Origin of the sequence: Thermus brevis (genome assembly GCF_026427635.1) — a bacterium.
GTDB lineage: Bacteria > Deinococcota > Deinococci > Deinococcales > Thermaceae > Thermus > Thermus antranikianii.
This window is the reverse complement of the sequence record NZ_CP102606.1, coordinates 704,878-720,222: the sequence shown is the minus strand read 5'-3', so window position 1 is coordinate 720,222 and position 15,345 is coordinate 704,878. Positions and strand designations below refer to the sequence as shown.

Here is a 15,345-nt window from a genome sequence, read left to right as displayed (position 1 = left end):
AAAAGCCCAAAGATAGGCTCGGTAGTCACCCGGGGGAAGAGTGATCTGGGCCGCTTGGCTGAACTGTACCTGCGTCTCCGCGGTGTACCAACCAAAGGGCCTTGCAAGGAGGTTGCCATTTTGATCCAAAAGCCAAAGTTCTACCAGGTAAGACTTGGCCCCGGGAACGGGTGACCAAGTAATGGTCGCGGAGTTCTGGGTTGCCTGAACAGTTATGTTCTGGGGTTGGGGAAGGATTGACGTAGCGCTAATAGTTATCTGTCGGCTAAACCCGGAACCCAGACTCGCTGTTATAGTGTAGGTACCTGAGGAAGGAACCAACGAACTCCTAACAAACCTAAACATAGGTCCAAAGAAATCCCTCCTAACAGAAGGCCAGGAAAAGGAAAAGCCATTGGGACCAGTAACAGCAAAGGTAAATCCATCAACAGAAGTAGGTTGAGCCAGGTCTGCCCAAAGTATGGCGAAAAATCCCACGTTCTGGCCTCCATAATTCCAAGTGCCCATGCTCGCATTAATCCTCCTGCTATCCCCACCTCCTTGCCCACCACAACTGGCCAAAAGGAAGGAGAGCAAGCCTGCCAGCCCAAAAGCCAGATAAAACCTCTTCATCATAGTCCAGCCTCCTTGCTTCGGGGGTTATGAAATTTGTTCTTTAAGTGGCCCCCGTTCCACTTTAATCAAAAACATCAAAACACGCAAGTAACCAAAAAGCCCCCGGTTCTCACCGGGGGACAGTGCAAAAGCCTAAAGGTAGACCTAGCCTAGCCCAGCCAGCTTGCGGTTCTTCTCGATGTAGGACTTCCACTGCTCGGGAACATCCTCCTCGGGGAAGATGGCGTTCACCGGGCAGGCGGGTACGCAGGCCCCGCAGTCGATGCACTCCTCGGGGTGGATGTAGAACTGATCCCCCCCGTCGTAGATGCACTCCACGGGGCAGACCTCCACGCAGGACTGGTCCTTTACGCCGATGCAGGGTTCACAGATCACGTGCGGCATCCTTCACCTCCCGAGCTACCGCTCCCCCCTATTTTAGGGCAGAAGGCCCCTTGTCAACCGCCTAGGCCCCCAGGTGCCGGAAGAAGGCCTCCCGGGAGATGGCCCCCACCACCTCCTCCCCCCTGACCACCAGGACCAGGGGCTGCCGCAGGAAGAGGGGGGAAAGCTCGCTCACCGCCACCTCGGCCTCCACGCTGGGCACCTCCTCCAGGGGCAGGATGTGGTCGGAGAGGCCCAGTAGCCCCACCGGCCGCCCCTCGTGCACCAGCAGGGCCAGCCCCCGGCCCTCGTAGGCCTCGAGGGCCTCCACCCGGGGCAGGGGCCTCGCCAGGCGGCGGGCCGGGGTGGGCCAGAGGAGCCCGGCGGTGAGCAGGGTGGTGCAGGGTACCCGCACCGCCTTCTTGGCCACGTAGAGGGCAAAGGTGAAGAAGAAGAGAAACCCCAGCCCCTCCACGAGGCCGGTAAAGTTAAAACTTTCCCACCCTAGCCTGCCCCCACCCCCGAGGAGGGAGTGCAGGAGGTAGGAGAAGAGAAGGCCCAGCACCAAGGCGGCTAGATAAGCGAAAAGCCCGGCCAGGCGGAGTTCCTTCACCGTGCGCATGGGCTTAGCTTACCAGTTCCTCCTCCCGGTCCACGTCCACCCCCACCTCGGGGTAAGGGGTGATGAGGGCCTTGGCCTCCACCCCCAGGATCCTCCTGGCCCTACCCTCCAGCTCGGAGAGGGAAAGCCGGCCCAGAAGGAGCTTGAGGAGGATATCCAGACCGATGAGCCGGGCCAGGGCCAAGGGGCTTTTCCTCAGGGCCACCACCCTTTGGGCTAGGGGCATAGCTTGGTAGAAAAGCTCCTTGTCCAGAAGCACCAGGTTTCCCCCGGTGAACACCCCTTCCCGAAGGCGGGCGTAGGTGCGCCGGGTGTGGGGAAAACGGGCCTCCACCGCCTCCTTGGGCACGATGGGGTAGACGAGGGCAGCCTCCGGGGCCTTTTCCAGCACATAGCGCACCGCCTCCGGGGTGAGGTGGGGAATGTCGGCGGTGGCCACCAGGACCCGCCCCTCCACGTGCTCCAAGGCTGCCTCCAGGTTCCCAAGCAGGCTTCCCCCATCGGGCAGGGTCAGGCGGGGGGAGGGGCTTAGCCCCGGGTTCTCCCCCACGTAGACCACGGAAAGCCCCGCCTCCTTCAAGGCGAAAAGCACCCACTCCGCCATGGGCCTTCCCCGGTAGGGGACCAGGGCCTTGCTCCGCACCCCGTACTTCCCCGCCCAAGCCTCCTCGCCACCCCCTAAGACAATGGCCTCCACATCCCTATGCTAAAGGTTTTGCCGGGACCCCCACCCCGGCATCGCCGGGGTGGGGTGGCATTAAAGGGGCCTAAGGGTAAACCGGAGCACCTGGTTCCCCGTGATGCGCACCGTTTCCACCAGGGTGCGGTACCCGGGGGCCACCAGGGTGAGCTCGTGCTCGCCGAAGGGCGCCTCGAGGCGCAGGTAGCCTCCCTTGGCCACCCCCACCTCCTCCCCATCCAGGAAGATCCGGGCCTCCACGTTCAGGTAAAGCTCCAACACCGCCCGCACCGGCACGAGCTCCACGTAAAGCCTCACGGACTCCCCGGGGCGCACCTCCACCTGGGCCCGGTACTCCCCGTAGCCGGGGGCCAGGACCCGCACCTCATGGAGACCGGCCTCGAGGGTCATCCTTAAAGGCGCCCGGCCCATCAAGCGGCCGTCGATGTAGACCTCGGCCCCCTCGGGCCTGGCCTCCAGGTAAAGCTCCCCCGTGCGGATGGGCCTCAAGGTGGCGGAAACCCGGGTCTCCCGGCCCCGTTCCACCCGCACCGTGGCCCGGTAGGGCTCGTAACCCGGGGCCTTGAGCTCCACCTGGTAGGTTCCCTCTTCCAGCACCAGGCGCAAGGGGGTGCGGCCCCGCAAGGCGCCGTTCACGTACACCTCGGCCCCGGAAGGGCTGGAGGTGACGGCAAGGGTCCCCTGCCTGGCCTCCGGCACCAGCTGGGCGAAGACCTGGACCCTTTCCCCGGGCCTGGGGTTCACCGTGACCCGGTAGGGCTGGTAGCCGGAAAGCCGGAGCTCCACCTCGTGCCGGCCCGGGTTCACCTGGAGGCTAACGGGGGTGCGCCCGGAAAGCCGCCCATCCAGGTAGACCTCGGCGCCGGCGGGCCTCGAGTCCACCACCAGGGTGGCCGTGGCCGGGGTGGGAGGGGGAGCCGTGACCCGGCCCACGAAGTAACGGGCCACGTCAGTGACCCAGTCCTTGTCGGGGATGGGCTCAATCACGATGGAAAGCGCCCGGGCTAAGCCCTCCGCCCCCTGGACCCGCACCTGGTTGCGCTCCACATCCAGGATCTCCCCCAGGGAAAGGGGGCGCTTGCTCGCCACCGCCAGGATGCGGTCCTCACCCTCGGGACCCGTCACCGTGTAGCGGTAGCGGGCCCCTTCCGGGGGAAAGCGCCGGGTTTCCCCGGCCCGGAGGAAGTTGCCCCGTTCGAAGGCGTTGGGCAGGATGGGGTCGATCTTGCCGTCGGCGTTGATGTTGAAAAGGTAGACATAGGCATCCTGGTTCACGTTCACGTAGATGAAGATGGGCTCACCGATCTGGTAAACCGCACCTCCCCGTTTCCCGGGGTCCTTGTCCACCCAGACCTTCACCTGAAGGTCGGTGGGCACGGGATTCACGATGATCCCCTGGGGGCTTATCTGCTGGGCCAACGCCGCCCCCAAACCCAGGATGGCCAAAAGGAGTTTCCGCATAATCCTCACCTCCGCCCTCAGGCTAAAGCTTCCCTGTGAAAATCCTGAGGGAAAAGGGACAAGGCCCCTTAAGACTCGGCGTAGGCCCCAAGGGTGCGGAAGCGGCGGTAACGGTCCTGGTAAAGCTCCTCCGGGGAAAGCCCTTTGAGCTCCTCGAGGGTCTTCAGAAGAGCCTCCTTGATGTTCTGGATGGCCTTAAGGGGGTCCTTGTGGGCCCCGCCCTCGGGCTCGGGGACGATGGCGTCCACCACCTTATGGGCCAGGAGGTCCCTTGCGGTGAGCTTCAAGGCCTCGGCGGCCTTGGGGGCCTCCTTGGCATCCCGCCAGAGGATGGCGGCGCAGGACTCGGGGCTGATCACCGAGTACCAGGCGTTTTCCATGATGAGGACCCGGTTGGCCACCCCGATGGCCAGGGCCCCCCCGCTGCCCCCCTCCCCCAGGATGAGGGCGACGGCGGGCACCTTCAGGCGGCTCATGCGCTGGATGCTCTGGGCGATGACCCAGGCCTGGCCCCGCTCCTCTGCGGAAACCCCCGGGTAGGCCCCCGGGGTATCGATGAAGGAGAGGAAAGGATAGCCGAACCGGTCCGCCAGGTCCATGAGGCGCATAGCCTTGCGGTACCCCTCGGGATGGGGCATGCCGAAGTTGCGGTAGAGGTTTTCCTTGGTGTCCCGCCCCTTCTGGTGGCCCACCACCACCACCTTCTGGCCCTCCAAATAGGCGAGCCCCCCCACGATGGCGGGATCGTCGGCGAAGGCCCGGTCCCCATGGAGCTCCAAAAAGTCCTGGAAGGCCTTCTCCAGGACGTCCAGGGTGGTGGGGCGGCCCGGGGCCCGGGCCAGCTGCACCCTTTGCCAGGCGGTGAGGCTCCCGTAAACCTCCTCCTTGAGCCTGGCCAGGCGTTCCTCCAGGAGGCGGATCTCCGCCTCGAGGTCCACCCCCGTGGTGCGGGCCGTTTCCCTTAGCTCGGCGATGCGCTTTTCCAGCTCCAGGATGGGCTTTTCAAACTCCAACGGCATAGGGAACCCCAGGGTGCAGATGACGAAGGGCCCGGACCAGCTCGGCCTTGAGCTTCCTGCGATCGGTAACCCGGTCCACCATCCCGTGCTTCAGCAAAAACTCCGAGCGCTGGAAGCCCTCGGGAAGCTCCTGACGGATGGTCTGGCGGATGACCCTGGGCCCGGCAAAGCCGATCAGGGCCCCGGGCTCGGCGAAGATCACGTCGGCCAGGGCGGCGAAGCTGGCGGTGACCCCCCCGGTGGTGGGGTCGGTGAGGATGGAAACGTAGGGAAGGCGCCTCTCCCAGAGGCGGTCCAGGCTCATCACCGTCTTGGCCATCTGCATGAGGGAAAGGGCCGCCTCCTGCATCCTGGCCCCGCCCGAGGCCGCCACGATCACCAGGGCCCGGCCCTCCGCCGCCGCCCGTTCCGCCCCCCGGGCGATCTCCTCCCCCACCACGCTCCCCATGGACCCCCCGGCGAAGGCGTAGTCCATGACCAGAAGGACCGCAGGCACCCCGCCGATGGTGCAGGTACCCCCCAGGATGGCGTCCTTGCGGCCAGTCTCCTCCTGGTAGGCCCTAAGCCTTTCCGCATAGGGCTTGGTGTCCACGAAGCCTAAAGGATCCCGGGGCCTAAGCCCGGTGATCTCCTGGAAGGTACCGGGATCCGCCAGCATCTCCACCCTTTCGGAAGCGGGCACCCGGTGGTGGTGGCCGCACTTGGGACAGACGTAGAGGTTTTCCCGGAACTCCTTCTTGTAGAGCTGGGCCCCGCAGGCCTCGCACTTGGTCCAGAGCTCGGGGACGTCCCGGTTCCCCCCGCTGGGCCTTTTTCTTCGGAACAGCCGCTCTAGGGCCACGCTTATGCCTCCTTGGGAGCCTCGAGGGCCTTGGTCTCCCCCGCCAGGCTCTGGCCGATGAAGACCGCTCCCGCCTCCACGTCCAGGGCCTGGGCCCGCACCGTGCCGGTGAAGCGGGCCGTCTTGGAAAGGCTCACCTTGGCCGCCACCAGGTCCGCCTTCACCTCCCCGTGGATCTGGACGCTCCCTGCCTCCACCCTTTCCCCTTCCACCCGGCCCGTACGGCCCACCTCCAGCTCCCCTTCCACGTAGACCGAGCCTTTGACCAGACCGTCGATGCGCACCTGGCCCTTGGCCCTCAGGTCCCCCAGGACCTCGGTGTCGGGCCCCAGGTAGGTGAGGGTCCCCGCCTGCCTTCTCCCCAGCATCCGCCCCATTTTAACGGGAGGCCCAAAGGGGGTCTAGGTAGGGCCTGGGATCCCGGGGGGAACCGTAGCGGTAGACGCTGTAGTGGAGATGGGGGCCGGTGGAGCGGCCCGTGGAGCCCACGTACCCCAGGACCTGCCCCTTCTCCACCTTCTGCCCGGGACGCACCTGGATGCGGGAAAGGTGGCCGTAGAGGCTCTGGTACCCCTCGGCGTGGTCCAGGAGGACGGCGAGGCCATAGGCCCCCATCCAGCCGGCCCGGGCCACCACCCCGCTTCCCGTGGCGTAGACGGGGGCGCCATAAGGGGCGGAGAGGTCCAGGCCGTCGTGGAACTCGTACCCCGGGCCGAAGGGGTTCTTGCGCATGCCAAAGAAGGAGGTGATCCCCTCGTAGCCCCTTAGGGGCAGGCCCCGGGGGAGGCTTCGCTCCACCTCCAGGGTCCTTTCCAGGGCCGGCACCACCTCCTTAAGCTGGTTCTTTAAGTCCAGGACCTCGGCCCGCACCTCCGCCCAGCCCGCCAGGGACTCCTCGGGGGAGGCCGCCACAGCCCCACCCCCCTGGCCCCCTTCCTGGTAGCGCACGGGAAGGGCGTTCAAGGGGGAAAGCCCCGCCCGGCGGCGGAGCTCCTCTATGGCCTTCTTGATCTCCTCAAGCTCCTTTTTGGTGCGCCTGGCCTCCTCCGAAAGGGCGCCGTTTTTGGCCCGCTCCGCCTCGAGGGCCAAGGAAAGCCTCCGGGCCTCCTGGGAAAGGGCCTGGAGGCGAACCTCCAGGGTTCGGGCCTCCCGGCTCTTATGCCAGAGGTAGAGGTTGGCCCCGGTCCAAAGGGTCAGGAGGGCCAAGAAGAGGGCCACGGCCCACCCCGGCAGGGACACCGCCCGGCTCCCCCCGCCGCTTCGGGCGAGGAGAAGGGTATAGCGCAAGGGCCTCCTAGCCTGCCGCTTCATCCGGAAGAGTATACCCTGTACACCCCACCCCACCGCCACCTGCCCCGCGCAACCCTATCTCGGCCTCAGGGCAAAGCATCCAGGACCAGGGGCAGGGGGCTTGCCGAAAGTCCCAGCTGGAAGGCCTCCCTTAAGTGGGCCAGGGCTTCCTCCAGGCCCTTCCCGCGGTGGTAGACCAGGGCCAGAACCTCCCCCCTTTCCACCCGGTCCCCGGGCTTTTTCAGCAGATAGACCCCCACCCCGTGGTCGATGGCCTCCCCCTTCTTCTTACGCCCGCCCCCCAGGGCCAAGACCGCCAGGCCCACCCGGTAGGCATCCACCTCCTGCACCACGCCCTCCTTCTCCGAGGCGAGAGGAAGCTCCTCCCCCAGGGGAAGCAGGGAGAAGTCCTCCACCACCCGGGAGTTTCCCCCCTGGGCCTCGAGGAAGGCCTGGAACCTTTCCAGCGCCTTGCCGCTTTCCCAGGCCCTACGGGCCAGGCCCGGGTCCAGCCCCTCAAGCCTTAAGGCCTCCTCCGCAAGGCGCAGGGCCACCTCCAGGAGGTCTTGCGGTCCCTTCCCCTTCAGGGTCTCTATGGCCTCCCGGACCTCTATGGCGTTCCCCACCGCCCGGCCCAGGGGGGCCTCCATGCTGGTGAGGAGGGCCCTAACCCTTCGCCCCGCCCCCTGGCCGATCCCCACCATAGTCTTGGCGAGAAGCCGGGCTTCCTCCAGGGTCTTCATGAAGGCCCCCTTGCCCACCTTCACGTCCAAGACGATGCTCCTGGCCCCGGCCGCCAGCTTCTTGCTCATGATGGAGCTGGCGATCAAGGGGATGCTCTCCACCGTGGCCGTGACATCCCTTAGGGCGTAGAGCTTACCGTCCAAGGGGGCCAGGTCCGGGCTTTGGGCGGCGATGACCAGGCCGATGCGCTCAGCCCTTTCCAGAAACTCCCCTTCCGTCATCTCCCCCCGCCAGCCCGGCACCGACTCCAGCTTGTCGATGGTCCCCCCGGTGTGGGCCAGGCCCCGGCCCGACATCTTGGCGAAGGTGCACCCCGCCGCCGCCAGGATGGGCCCCACCACCAGGCTCACCTTGTCCCCCACCCCCCCGGAGGAGTGCTTATCCACGGGGTGGGGCAGGTGGGAGAGGTCCAGGACCTTACCGGAATAGGCCATGGTCTCGGTGAGCCAAAGGGTTTCCTCTGGGTCCAGGCCCCTCAGGAAGGCGGCCATGAGCCAGGCGGATACCTGGTAGTCCGCCACCTCTTCCTTCAGGTAGCCCTCGAGGAAAGCCTTCAGGTCCTCCCGCCTGTGCTTCAGGCCCTCCCGCTTCTCGCGGATGAACTGCACCGGGTTCATGCCCCCATGCTACGCTAGGGCTATGGCCCAGCGGTACCGGTTTGGGATCGAGGAGTTCGAGCGCCTCTTCCAGGGGGTCACGGGGGTGGAACTTCTGGACGGGGAGGTGTACCAGATGAGCCCTATCGGTCCGAAGCATGCCGAGGTGGTGGCCCGTTTGGTTACCCGGTTCGCTCAGGCCCTGGGGGATAAAGCCCGCGTCTGGCCGCAAAATCCCGTGCGCCTGCCCCCGGGCTCCGAGCCCCAGCCCGATATCGCCCTCCTCAAGCCCAAGGACTACTGGGAGGCCCTCCCCAGCGCCGAGGACATCCTGCTCCTGGTGGAGGTTTCCGAGTCCAGCCTGGACTACGACCGGAACGTAAAGCTTCCCCTTTATGCCCGCTCGGGAATCCCCGAGGTGTGGATTCTCGACCTCTCAGAAAACCGCCTCCACGTCTTCCGCCATCCCAAGGAAGGCCTCTACACGGAACACCGCATCCTTCTCCCGGGCGAGGAGGCCGAACCCCTCCACTTCCCTGGGGTGCGCATTCCCTGGCTGACCCTAAATGCGTGGTAATCTGGTGACCGATGGGCGAGCGGAAATCCAAAAGGAGGGAGATGGGTCACGGGCAAAGTCCGCACCTTGAAGTGCTCAGCTTGGATCCTCGGGACCGGCCCCTCTATACCCTGCGCGAAGCTGCCCGTTACCTGGGTATTCCCCCAGCCACCCTGCACACCTGGGTGCGCGGGCGAAGCTACGCTACCCATCATGGGAAAAAATGGTCTACCCCGTTGATCGTCCCTCCGCAAGGAGGCTCCCTCCTCTCCTTTCACAATTTGGTGGAAGCCAATGTCCTCGCCGCATTAAGAGAGGAACATCGCATCTCCATGGCCAAAATCCGCCGCATGGTGGAGTATGCCAAGGAACATCTAGGAGTCACCCGCCCGCTCCTGCTTGACCTGAAAACCGGTCTAGGGGATGTTTTCATTAAGGATCCCGAGGGATTGCTGTCTTTAACCCGTTCTGGTCAGCTAGCCCTAGAGGAAATCCTGGAACGCTATTTGGCCAGGGTAGATCGGGATGTCTGGGGAAGGCCTCTTCGCTTCCATCCTCCCGTAGCCGGACAAATACGCAGCGACCGAATCGTATTGGACCCAGAAGTAGCCTTCGGCGCGCCCACTGTGAAAGGCATTCGAACCCGCATCATCGCGCTTCGTTACGATTCCGGCGAAACCCCGGAGTTCCTAGCCGAAGACTACGGCCTTAACGTAGAAGACGTAAAGGAAGCTGTGGTTTTCGAGGGTAGGGCTGCGTGAAACCTACCTATTTTTGCGACCGGAATCTTGGCCGAAAGTTCCCCATGCGACTGCGAGAGCTCGGGCTTACTGTGGAGCTCCACGATGAACACTTCCGGCAAGAAGAGCGAGATGAAGTTTGGATCCCCCATGTAAGCCAACAAGGGTGGGTGATCCTAACTCTGGACGAAAGGATCCGCTTCAACAAGGTAGAAAAGACCATGCTTTTAGTGTATGGAGCTAGGGTGATCCTCCTGCCCAACCCCAGCCAGCGCACGCCGGGCTGGCTTCTTCAAGTTGCTGAAGAATTTGCAAAAGCCCAAGCCCAAGTTGAGCGCTTCATAAACAAAACCCCTCCTCCCTTTGTGGCTCGATTCCAGGTCATTCACAAAGGAGACAGAAAACGCTATGGTCTAAAGCACCTAGGCCCCTAGTACGCCTGCCCCGTGGCCTTGGTGAGGAGGAGCCTGAACTCGTGGGGGCTGGTGGCGGCGGAAAGGGCGTCCTCCAGGGAGATGAGCCCCTGGGTGTAGAGCTCCACCAAATGCTGGTCGAAGGTGTGCATCCCGTGGATGGAACCCTCCATCATGGCCTCCTTGATCTGGGGGGTCTTGTCCTCATCCTTGATGAGCTCCCGCACGTAGGGGGTGGCGATGAGGACCTCGAGGGCCAAAACCCGCCCCTTGCCGTCCGCCCGGGGCAGCAGGCGCTGGGAGAGGATGCCAAGAAGGGACTCCGCCAGGAGGATGCGCACCTGCTGGTGCTCGTGCAGGGGGAAAAACTCGATGATGCGGTTGATGGTCCGCCCGGCGTCCAGGGTGTGCAGGGTGGAAAGCACCAGGTGCCCGGTCTGGGCCGCCATGAGGGCGGCCTCCACCGTTTCCCTGTCCCGCATCTCCCCGATGAGGATCACGTCCGGGTCCTGGCGCATGGCGTACTTGAGGCCCGAGTAGAAGCTATCCGTGTCCAGCCCCACCTCCCGCTGGACCACCAGGCTCTTCTTGTGCTTGTGCAAGAACTCTATGGGGTCTTCTATGGTGATGATGTTCTTGGCGTAGTGCAGGTTGATGTGGTCGATGAGGGCCGCCAGGGTGGTGCTTTTCCCTGAACCCGTGGGCCCGGTGACCAGGATAAGCCCCCGCTCCTTGCCGGCCAGCCCCTCCATCACCTCCCGGGGCAGGCCCAGGGCCTCGAAGCTGGGGATGACCTCGGAAACCACCCGCATCACCAGGCCGAAGCTTCCCCTCTGCCTCAGGAGGTTGCAACGGAAGCGGGCCACTCCGGGGATGGTGTAGGCGAAGTCCAGCTCCTTGCGGTACTCCACCTCCTCCCACTGCTCCGGGGTGAGGAGGGCTTTGGCGATGGCCTCGAGGTCCTTGGGGGTCAGGGGCCGGTTGCCGAAGGGCTTCAGCTTGCCGTCCACCCGGATCACGGGCGGGGCCCCCGCCTGCAGGTGGATGTCCGAGGCCCGGGCCTGGACCATGGCCTTGAACATCTCCAAGAGGCTCTGCCTGCCCTCCTGGGAAGAAGCCTCGCTCATGGGTACACCTCCAGGTTATCGATCAGGCGCACCTCGGGGAAGCGGCCCGCCACAATCCCCCTGGCCCCGGGGACAAAGCGGGAGAGGGGGAGAAGGGTCTCGGGGTGGACGATGGCCAGGTAGTCAGGCTGGAACTGGGGAGCCTCCCTAAGCACTTCCTCCCCCCTCCCCCAGGCCTCGGCCACGCCTTCCCCCCTTAAGGCTGCTTCCCGCATGGCCTGCAGGGCCCGGTAAAGCACCGTGGCCTCCTTGCGCCTTTCCGGGGAAAGGTACACGTTGCGGCTGGAAAGGGCAAGCCCATCCTCCTCCCGCACCGTGGGCACCCCCACCACCTCCAGGGGAAAGCCCACGTCCCGGACCATCTTGCGGATCACCAGAAGCTGCTGGTAATCCTTCTCCCCGAAGTAGGCCCGGTCCGGCCCCACCAGGAGGAAAAGCCTGGCCACCACCGTGGCCACCCCCTGGAAGTGGCCGGGGCGCACCGCCCCCTCCCAAAGAGCCGTGAGGGGACCCTCCACGCTGACCCGTGTGGAGAAGCCCGCCGGGTACATCTCCTCCACGCTAGGGGCGAAGAGAAGATCCACCCCCGCCTCCTCCAAAAGGGCCTGGTCCCGCTTCAGGTCCCTGGGGTAGCGGTGGTAGTCCTCCCCGGGGCCAAACTGCAGGGGGTTCACGAAGATGGAGACCACCACAAAGGGGTTCTCCTTCCGGGCCCTTTCCACCAGGGCCAGGTGCCCCCGGTGGAGGTAGCCCATGGTGGGGACAAACCCCACCCCCTCCCGGGGGAGGGCCTGCCTTAGCTCGGCCACGGTGTGCGCCACCTTCACGGGGCTCAGTATACTTTCCCCGTGGGCAAGAAGAAGCGCGAGGAAAAGCTCAAGAAGAAAGCCCTGAAGGAATGGGAGGAAAGGCGGCCCAAGACCTTTCGGGAAGCCCTTAAATACTTTCCCGGGGTCTTTCTCCGCACCACCTTGGTTATGGTGGCGGCCACCCTCCTCCTCATCGCCGTCGCCGCCTTGGGCTTAGCCTGGGCCCAGACCTTCTGGTTCCAGCTCCTCGTCTACCTGGGGTTTTACCTCCTCTTCCAGCGCTTCATCATGGGGCCTCTGGCCCCACCCCGGATAAAATGAGGGCAGATGGCTGAGCCCGCAGAGATCCGCCGCCCCCTGACCCTCGAGGCCTACCTGGAGGAGGAGGCCCGAAACCCCGTGCGCCACGAGCTGGTCCGGGGCTTCCCCAGGGCCATGGCCGGGGCCAGCCGCCGCCACAACCTCCTGGTGGTGGCCCTGGTGGCGGCCCTTTTCCCCCGGGCCCGGGAAAAGGGGTGCCGGGTCCATGCGGAAACCTTTAAGCTCAAGGTGGCCCCCGACACCGTCTACTACCCCGATCTCATGGTGGTTTGCGGCCCCCCAGGGGAAAACCCCTTTTTGGAGGAACGCCCTTGCCTGGTCCTCGAGGTCCTCTCCCCTTCCACAGAGGCCCAGGACCGCTGGGAGAAGATGCGGGCCTATCTGAGCCTGGAAAGCCTCCAGGCCTATCTCCTCCTGGACCCGGAAAGGAAGGGCCTTGAAGGGTATTTCCGCGAGGGGAAGGGCTTCAGCCTGAAGCGCTACGCCGGCGGCCAGGTGCCCCTGCCCTGTCTGGACATGTCCCTGGACCTAGAAGCCATCTACTCGGCCCTGGACTAGGCCCAGGGTCTGGGTCCTCATATCCTCTCGGCATCCGCCCAGAACCCCTCCAGGTCGTAGTACTCCCGGGCCTCGGGGGTCATGAGGTGGACCACCACCTCCCCGTAGTCCAGGACCACCCAGCGGGGGCTCTGCCCCTCCGTGGGCCTGGGGCGAAGCCCCTCCTCCTCCAGCTTCTCCTGCACGTGGCGCTCCAGGGCCTGGAGATGGGGGGTGCTGGTGGCGCTGGCCAGGACGAAGTAGTCCAGGCTCTCGGACACCGCCCGGAGGTCCAGGGCCACCACCTTTTCCGCTTTCTTTTCCCAAAGGAGATCCTTGATCCTCGCTACCAGCTCCACTGCCTCGAGGGTCTTTACCATCTACTGCTATTGTACCAGGTCCCGCCCGAGCTCCACCACCACCCCGGGAACCGGTCCGTGGGGCGCAAGAAGGGGCAGGTGGAAGAGCTCGGCGAAGTAGCTTCCGGCCTCGAGGTCCTTGGTGTAGACCGCGCTCTGCGCCACCTCCGCCTCCTCCACCTGGGCCTCGATTCCCTCCCGGGCAAGAAGGGCTTGGCCCCAAAGGACCAGGCTCCTTTCCCCCCTCAGGCGCACGGGAACCTGGGGCGGGGAGGAAGGCGGGGCCATCCCCATCCATTGGGCCAGGACCTGGGCCCGGGCTTCCTCGTTCACCAGGAGGAAGGTCCCCCTCCCCTCCCGGGTGGGCAGGGTGGCCACGGAAAGCCTCAGGCCCTGGACCCCGGGCAGATAGGCCAAAACCTCCTCCAGGGAAAGGTCGGTGTCCAGCTCCCGCCAGGCCTCCCTTAGGGCCAGGGCCAAGGCCGGCCAGGTGCGGGGGTTCTGGGCCTTCTTGAGCACCTGGGAAACCACCCCCTTGATGCGGTCCAACCGGGCGTAATCCCCCAGGGCGTCGTGGCGGAAGCGCATGTACCGCACCGCCTCCTCCCCGTTTAGGTGAAGCCTTCCCGCGGGGAAGTCGATGAAAAGCCTCGCCGCCCGGTCGGTGTAGCGCATGGGGCGCTCCAGGTAGACCTCCACCCCCCCCACGGCGTCCACCACCCGGGCCACGCTTTCCAGGGTGAGGATGAGGTGCCTTTCCACCACCAGGCCCGTGGCCTCCGCCACCGCCTGCTTCAAAAGCTCCGCCCCGCCCCGGGCGTAGGCGGCGTTGACCTTGCCCCCCACCACCGGGCTATAGAGGTCCCGGGGAATGGCCAAGGCCCTGGCCTCCCCTCCCCTTAGGCGCACGTAGAAGATGGTGTCCGTGCGGCTTCCCGGGCCGCATGGGGTGTGGTAGCCGCAGTACTCGATGTCCCGGGCCGCCACCACCACCCCCATCTCGGGCAAGGCCCCCGCCCTCCTGGGCCGCACCCCTTCCTCCTCCCCCGGCCGCGGCCAGGAGAGCACCCCCCCGAGGGCGAAAAGGGCCAGGGAAAGGAGGAGGAGGGAAAGCCTAGGGCGCATCCTGCAAGCGGCGGTACACGGCCAGGGTCCTGGGGTGCAGGGGAATGCCCTTGGCGGTGAGGTAGGCCACCTTGTTCCCCACCGCCAGGCGGTAGGCCTCGAGGAGCCTCCCCGAAAGGGCGAGCTCCCGGATCTCCCCGTTCACCCCCCGGCCGGGCTCGGAGATATCGGCGATGTAGAGGGCCATGCCCAGGCCGTTTTGGGGGTCCACCCCGTACACGTGCCCCTCCACCGCCTCCAAAACCTCCTCGTCCCTTACCCCCCAGGCCTCGGCCAGAACCCGGGCCGCCCGGCCGTGGAGGGAAAGGGGATGGGCCCTTTCCACCTCGTTCTCCGGGGAGGCCAGCCTAAGGAGCTCCTCCTCCCCCAGATCCCGGGCGGCGTCGTGGAGAAGCCCCGCCAGGTAAGCCCGCTCCCCGTCCAGGCCGTTTTTAAGGGCGATCTCCCGGGCCAGGGCCGCCACCCTCTGGATGTGCGCCCACCTTTCCGGCCGGACCAAGGCCTTTACCCTCTCCTCCAGCTCAGCGGTAGAGACCGTGCTTTTCAAGGTACACCTCCACGGGCCTGGGCACCCAGAAGCGGATGCTCTCTCCTTCCCGGATCCGCCTCCGGATCTCCGTGCTGGATATCCCCACCTCGGGCACCAGCAAAGGCACCACGGGCACCGGCATCCCCTCCAAGGGGTAGCCGGGCCGGGCCACGGCCACCAGGGTGGCCAGCTCGTGAAGCCGGTGCCCTTCCTTCCAGGTGAGGACATCCCGGTAGGCATCGGCCCCGGTGATGAAGAAGAGCTCATCCTCCGGGAAGAGCCTCCTGGCCTCCCTTAGGGTGTCCACGGTGTAGCTTGGGCCCGGCCGGTCCAGCTCCAGCCTCGAGGCCAAGAACCCCTTCTCCTCCGCCGTGGCCAGGAGGACCATCTCGTAGCGGGCCTCCGCCGGGGCCACCGGGGTCTTGTGGGGGGGGCGGGCCGCCACCACGAAGAGGACCAGGTCCAGCCCCAAGGCCGCCCGGGCCTCCGCCGCCGCCAAAAGGTGCCCCAGGTGGATGGGATCGAAGCTCCCGCCGAAAAGGCCTATGCGCAAGGTTCAACCTCCGTGGTCAAGCCGC

20 protein-coding genes are annotated in these 15,345 nt (G+C 65.6%); 5 read left to right on the top strand and 15 right to left on the bottom strand.

Annotated elements, in window-relative coordinates; all coding sequences use genetic code 11:
• Positions 1–759: 759 nt before the first annotated feature.
• The 9 genes from KQ693_RS04115 to KQ693_RS04075 form a co-directional block, all read right to left on the bottom strand.
• Complete coding sequence (locus tag KQ693_RS04115; RefSeq protein ID WP_015716251.1) at positions 760–999, bottom strand: ferredoxin; 240 nt, start codon at positions 997–999, stop codon at positions 760–762.
• 61 nt (positions 1,000–1,060) lie between these two features.
• Positions 1,061–1,600: a CBS domain-containing protein gene (locus tag KQ693_RS04110; protein WP_267262010.1), complete on the bottom strand. Its 540-nt coding sequence runs from the start codon at positions 1,598–1,600 to the stop codon at positions 1,061–1,063.
• A gap of 4 nt (positions 1,601–1,604) precedes the next feature.
• Positions 1,605–2,297: an NTP transferase domain-containing protein gene (locus KQ693_RS04105; protein WP_267262009.1), complete on the bottom strand. Its 693-nt coding sequence runs from the start codon at positions 2,295–2,297 to the stop codon at positions 1,605–1,607.
• Between the two features lie 60 nt (positions 2,298–2,357).
• Positions 2,358–3,761 (bottom strand): PEGA domain-containing protein, encoded by a 1,404-nt coding sequence (locus KQ693_RS04100; RefSeq protein ID WP_267262008.1) that lies wholly within the window; start codon positions 3,759–3,761, stop codon positions 2,358–2,360.
• A 68-nt stretch (positions 3,762–3,829) separates the two neighbouring features.
• The gene (locus KQ693_RS04095) at positions 3,830–4,780 is read right to left on the bottom strand and encodes an acetyl-CoA carboxylase carboxyltransferase subunit alpha (RefSeq protein WP_267262007.1); all 951 of its coding nucleotides are present in this window, start codon (positions 4,778–4,780) and stop codon (positions 3,830–3,832) included.
• Positions 4,764–5,621, bottom strand: coding sequence for an acetyl-CoA carboxylase, carboxyltransferase subunit beta (accD, locus tag KQ693_RS04090; RefSeq protein WP_267262006.1), 858 nt, complete (start codon positions 5,619–5,621; stop codon positions 4,764–4,766). The genes KQ693_RS04095 and accD overlap by 17 nt, the downstream gene beginning before the upstream one ends.
• A 2-nt stretch (positions 5,622–5,623) precedes the next feature.
• A complete protein-coding gene (locus tag KQ693_RS04085) occupies positions 5,624–5,989 on the bottom strand; it encodes a bactofilin family protein (protein ID WP_267262005.1) in 366 nt (121 codons plus the stop codon).
• A 10-nt stretch (positions 5,990–5,999) separates the two neighbouring features.
• Positions 6,000–6,932 carry a M23 family metallopeptidase gene (locus KQ693_RS04080; RefSeq protein WP_267262004.1) on the bottom strand — a complete coding sequence of 311 codons (933 nt, stop codon included), beginning with the start codon at positions 6,930–6,932 and terminating at the stop codon, positions 6,000–6,002.
• A gap of 65 nt (positions 6,933–6,997) precedes the next feature.
• Positions 6,998–8,272 carry a thymidine phosphorylase gene (locus KQ693_RS04075; protein WP_267262003.1) on the bottom strand — a complete coding sequence of 425 codons (1,275 nt, stop codon included), beginning with the start codon at positions 8,270–8,272 and terminating at the stop codon, positions 6,998–7,000.
• A gap of 22 nt (positions 8,273–8,294) precedes the next feature.
• On the opposite strand from KQ693_RS04075, the gene KQ693_RS04070 reads away from it, so the two are divergent.
• From KQ693_RS04070 to KQ693_RS04060, 3 genes are read left to right on the top strand one after another with little or no spacing between them, the layout of a single operon-like run.
• On the top strand, positions 8,295–8,828 hold the full coding sequence (locus KQ693_RS04070) for a Uma2 family endonuclease (RefSeq protein ID WP_267262002.1): 534 nt from the start codon (positions 8,295–8,297) through the stop codon (positions 8,826–8,828).
• Between the two features lie 11 nt (positions 8,829–8,839).
• On the top strand, positions 8,840–9,568 hold the full coding sequence (locus KQ693_RS12910; protein ID WP_323808513.1) for a DUF433 domain-containing protein: 729 nt from the start codon (positions 8,840–8,842) through the stop codon (positions 9,566–9,568).
• 44 nt (positions 9,569–9,612) lie between these two features.
• Positions 9,613–9,981 (top strand): PIN-like domain-containing protein, encoded by a 369-nt coding sequence (locus tag KQ693_RS04060; protein ID WP_267262000.1) that lies wholly within the window; start codon positions 9,613–9,615, stop codon positions 9,979–9,981.
• On the opposite strand, the gene KQ693_RS04055 is transcribed toward KQ693_RS04060, so the two are convergent.
• On the bottom strand, positions 9,978–11,087 hold the full coding sequence (locus KQ693_RS04055) for a type IV pilus twitching motility protein PilT (protein ID WP_267261999.1): 1,110 nt from the start codon (positions 11,085–11,087) through the stop codon (positions 9,978–9,980). The two genes, KQ693_RS04060 and KQ693_RS04055, sit on opposite strands and share 4 nt — an antisense overlap.
• Entirely contained in the window at positions 11,084–11,914 is an 831-nt protein-coding gene (gene panC, locus KQ693_RS04050; RefSeq protein WP_267261998.1) for a pantoate--beta-alanine ligase, read from the bottom strand. Before panC ends, KQ693_RS04055 begins: the two co-directional genes overlap by 4 nt.
• Positions 11,915–11,935: 21 nt before the next feature.
• Here panC and KQ693_RS04045 point away from each other — a divergent pair, with 21 nt between their 5' ends.
• Both KQ693_RS04045 and KQ693_RS04040 read left to right on the top strand, forming a co-directional pair.
• Positions 11,936–12,217 (top strand): hypothetical protein, encoded by a 282-nt coding sequence (locus KQ693_RS04045; protein WP_267261997.1) that lies wholly within the window; start codon positions 11,936–11,938, stop codon positions 12,215–12,217.
• A 6-nt stretch (positions 12,218–12,223) separates the two neighbouring features.
• Entirely contained in the window at positions 12,224–12,775 is a 552-nt protein-coding gene (locus KQ693_RS04040; RefSeq protein WP_267261996.1) for a Uma2 family endonuclease, read from the top strand.
• A 17-nt stretch (positions 12,776–12,792) separates the two neighbouring features.
• Here the strand turns inward: KQ693_RS04040 and rsfS are convergent, their stop codons facing one another.
• From rsfS to nadD, 4 genes are read right to left on the bottom strand one after another with little or no spacing between them, the layout of a single operon-like run.
• Positions 12,793–13,134: a ribosome silencing factor gene (gene rsfS, locus KQ693_RS04035; RefSeq protein WP_105318048.1), complete on the bottom strand. Its 342-nt coding sequence runs from the start codon at positions 13,132–13,134 to the stop codon at positions 12,793–12,795.
• Positions 13,135–13,140: 6 nt separating this feature from the next.
• Positions 13,141–14,238, bottom strand: a complete 1,098-nt coding sequence (locus tag KQ693_RS04030; protein ID WP_267261995.1) for an LCP family protein — start codon at positions 14,236–14,238, stop codon at positions 13,141–13,143.
• The gene (gene yqeK, locus KQ693_RS04025) at positions 14,228–14,785 is read right to left on the bottom strand and encodes a bis(5'-nucleosyl)-tetraphosphatase (symmetrical) YqeK (protein ID WP_267261994.1); all 558 of its coding nucleotides are present in this window, start codon (positions 14,783–14,785) and stop codon (positions 14,228–14,230) included. Before yqeK ends, KQ693_RS04030 begins: the two co-directional genes overlap by 11 nt.
• A complete protein-coding gene (gene nadD / locus KQ693_RS04020; RefSeq protein WP_267261993.1) occupies positions 14,760–15,320 on the bottom strand; it encodes a nicotinate-nucleotide adenylyltransferase in 561 nt (186 codons plus the stop codon). Before nadD ends, yqeK begins: the two co-directional genes overlap by 26 nt.
• Between the last annotated feature and the right edge of the window lie 25 nt (positions 15,321–15,345).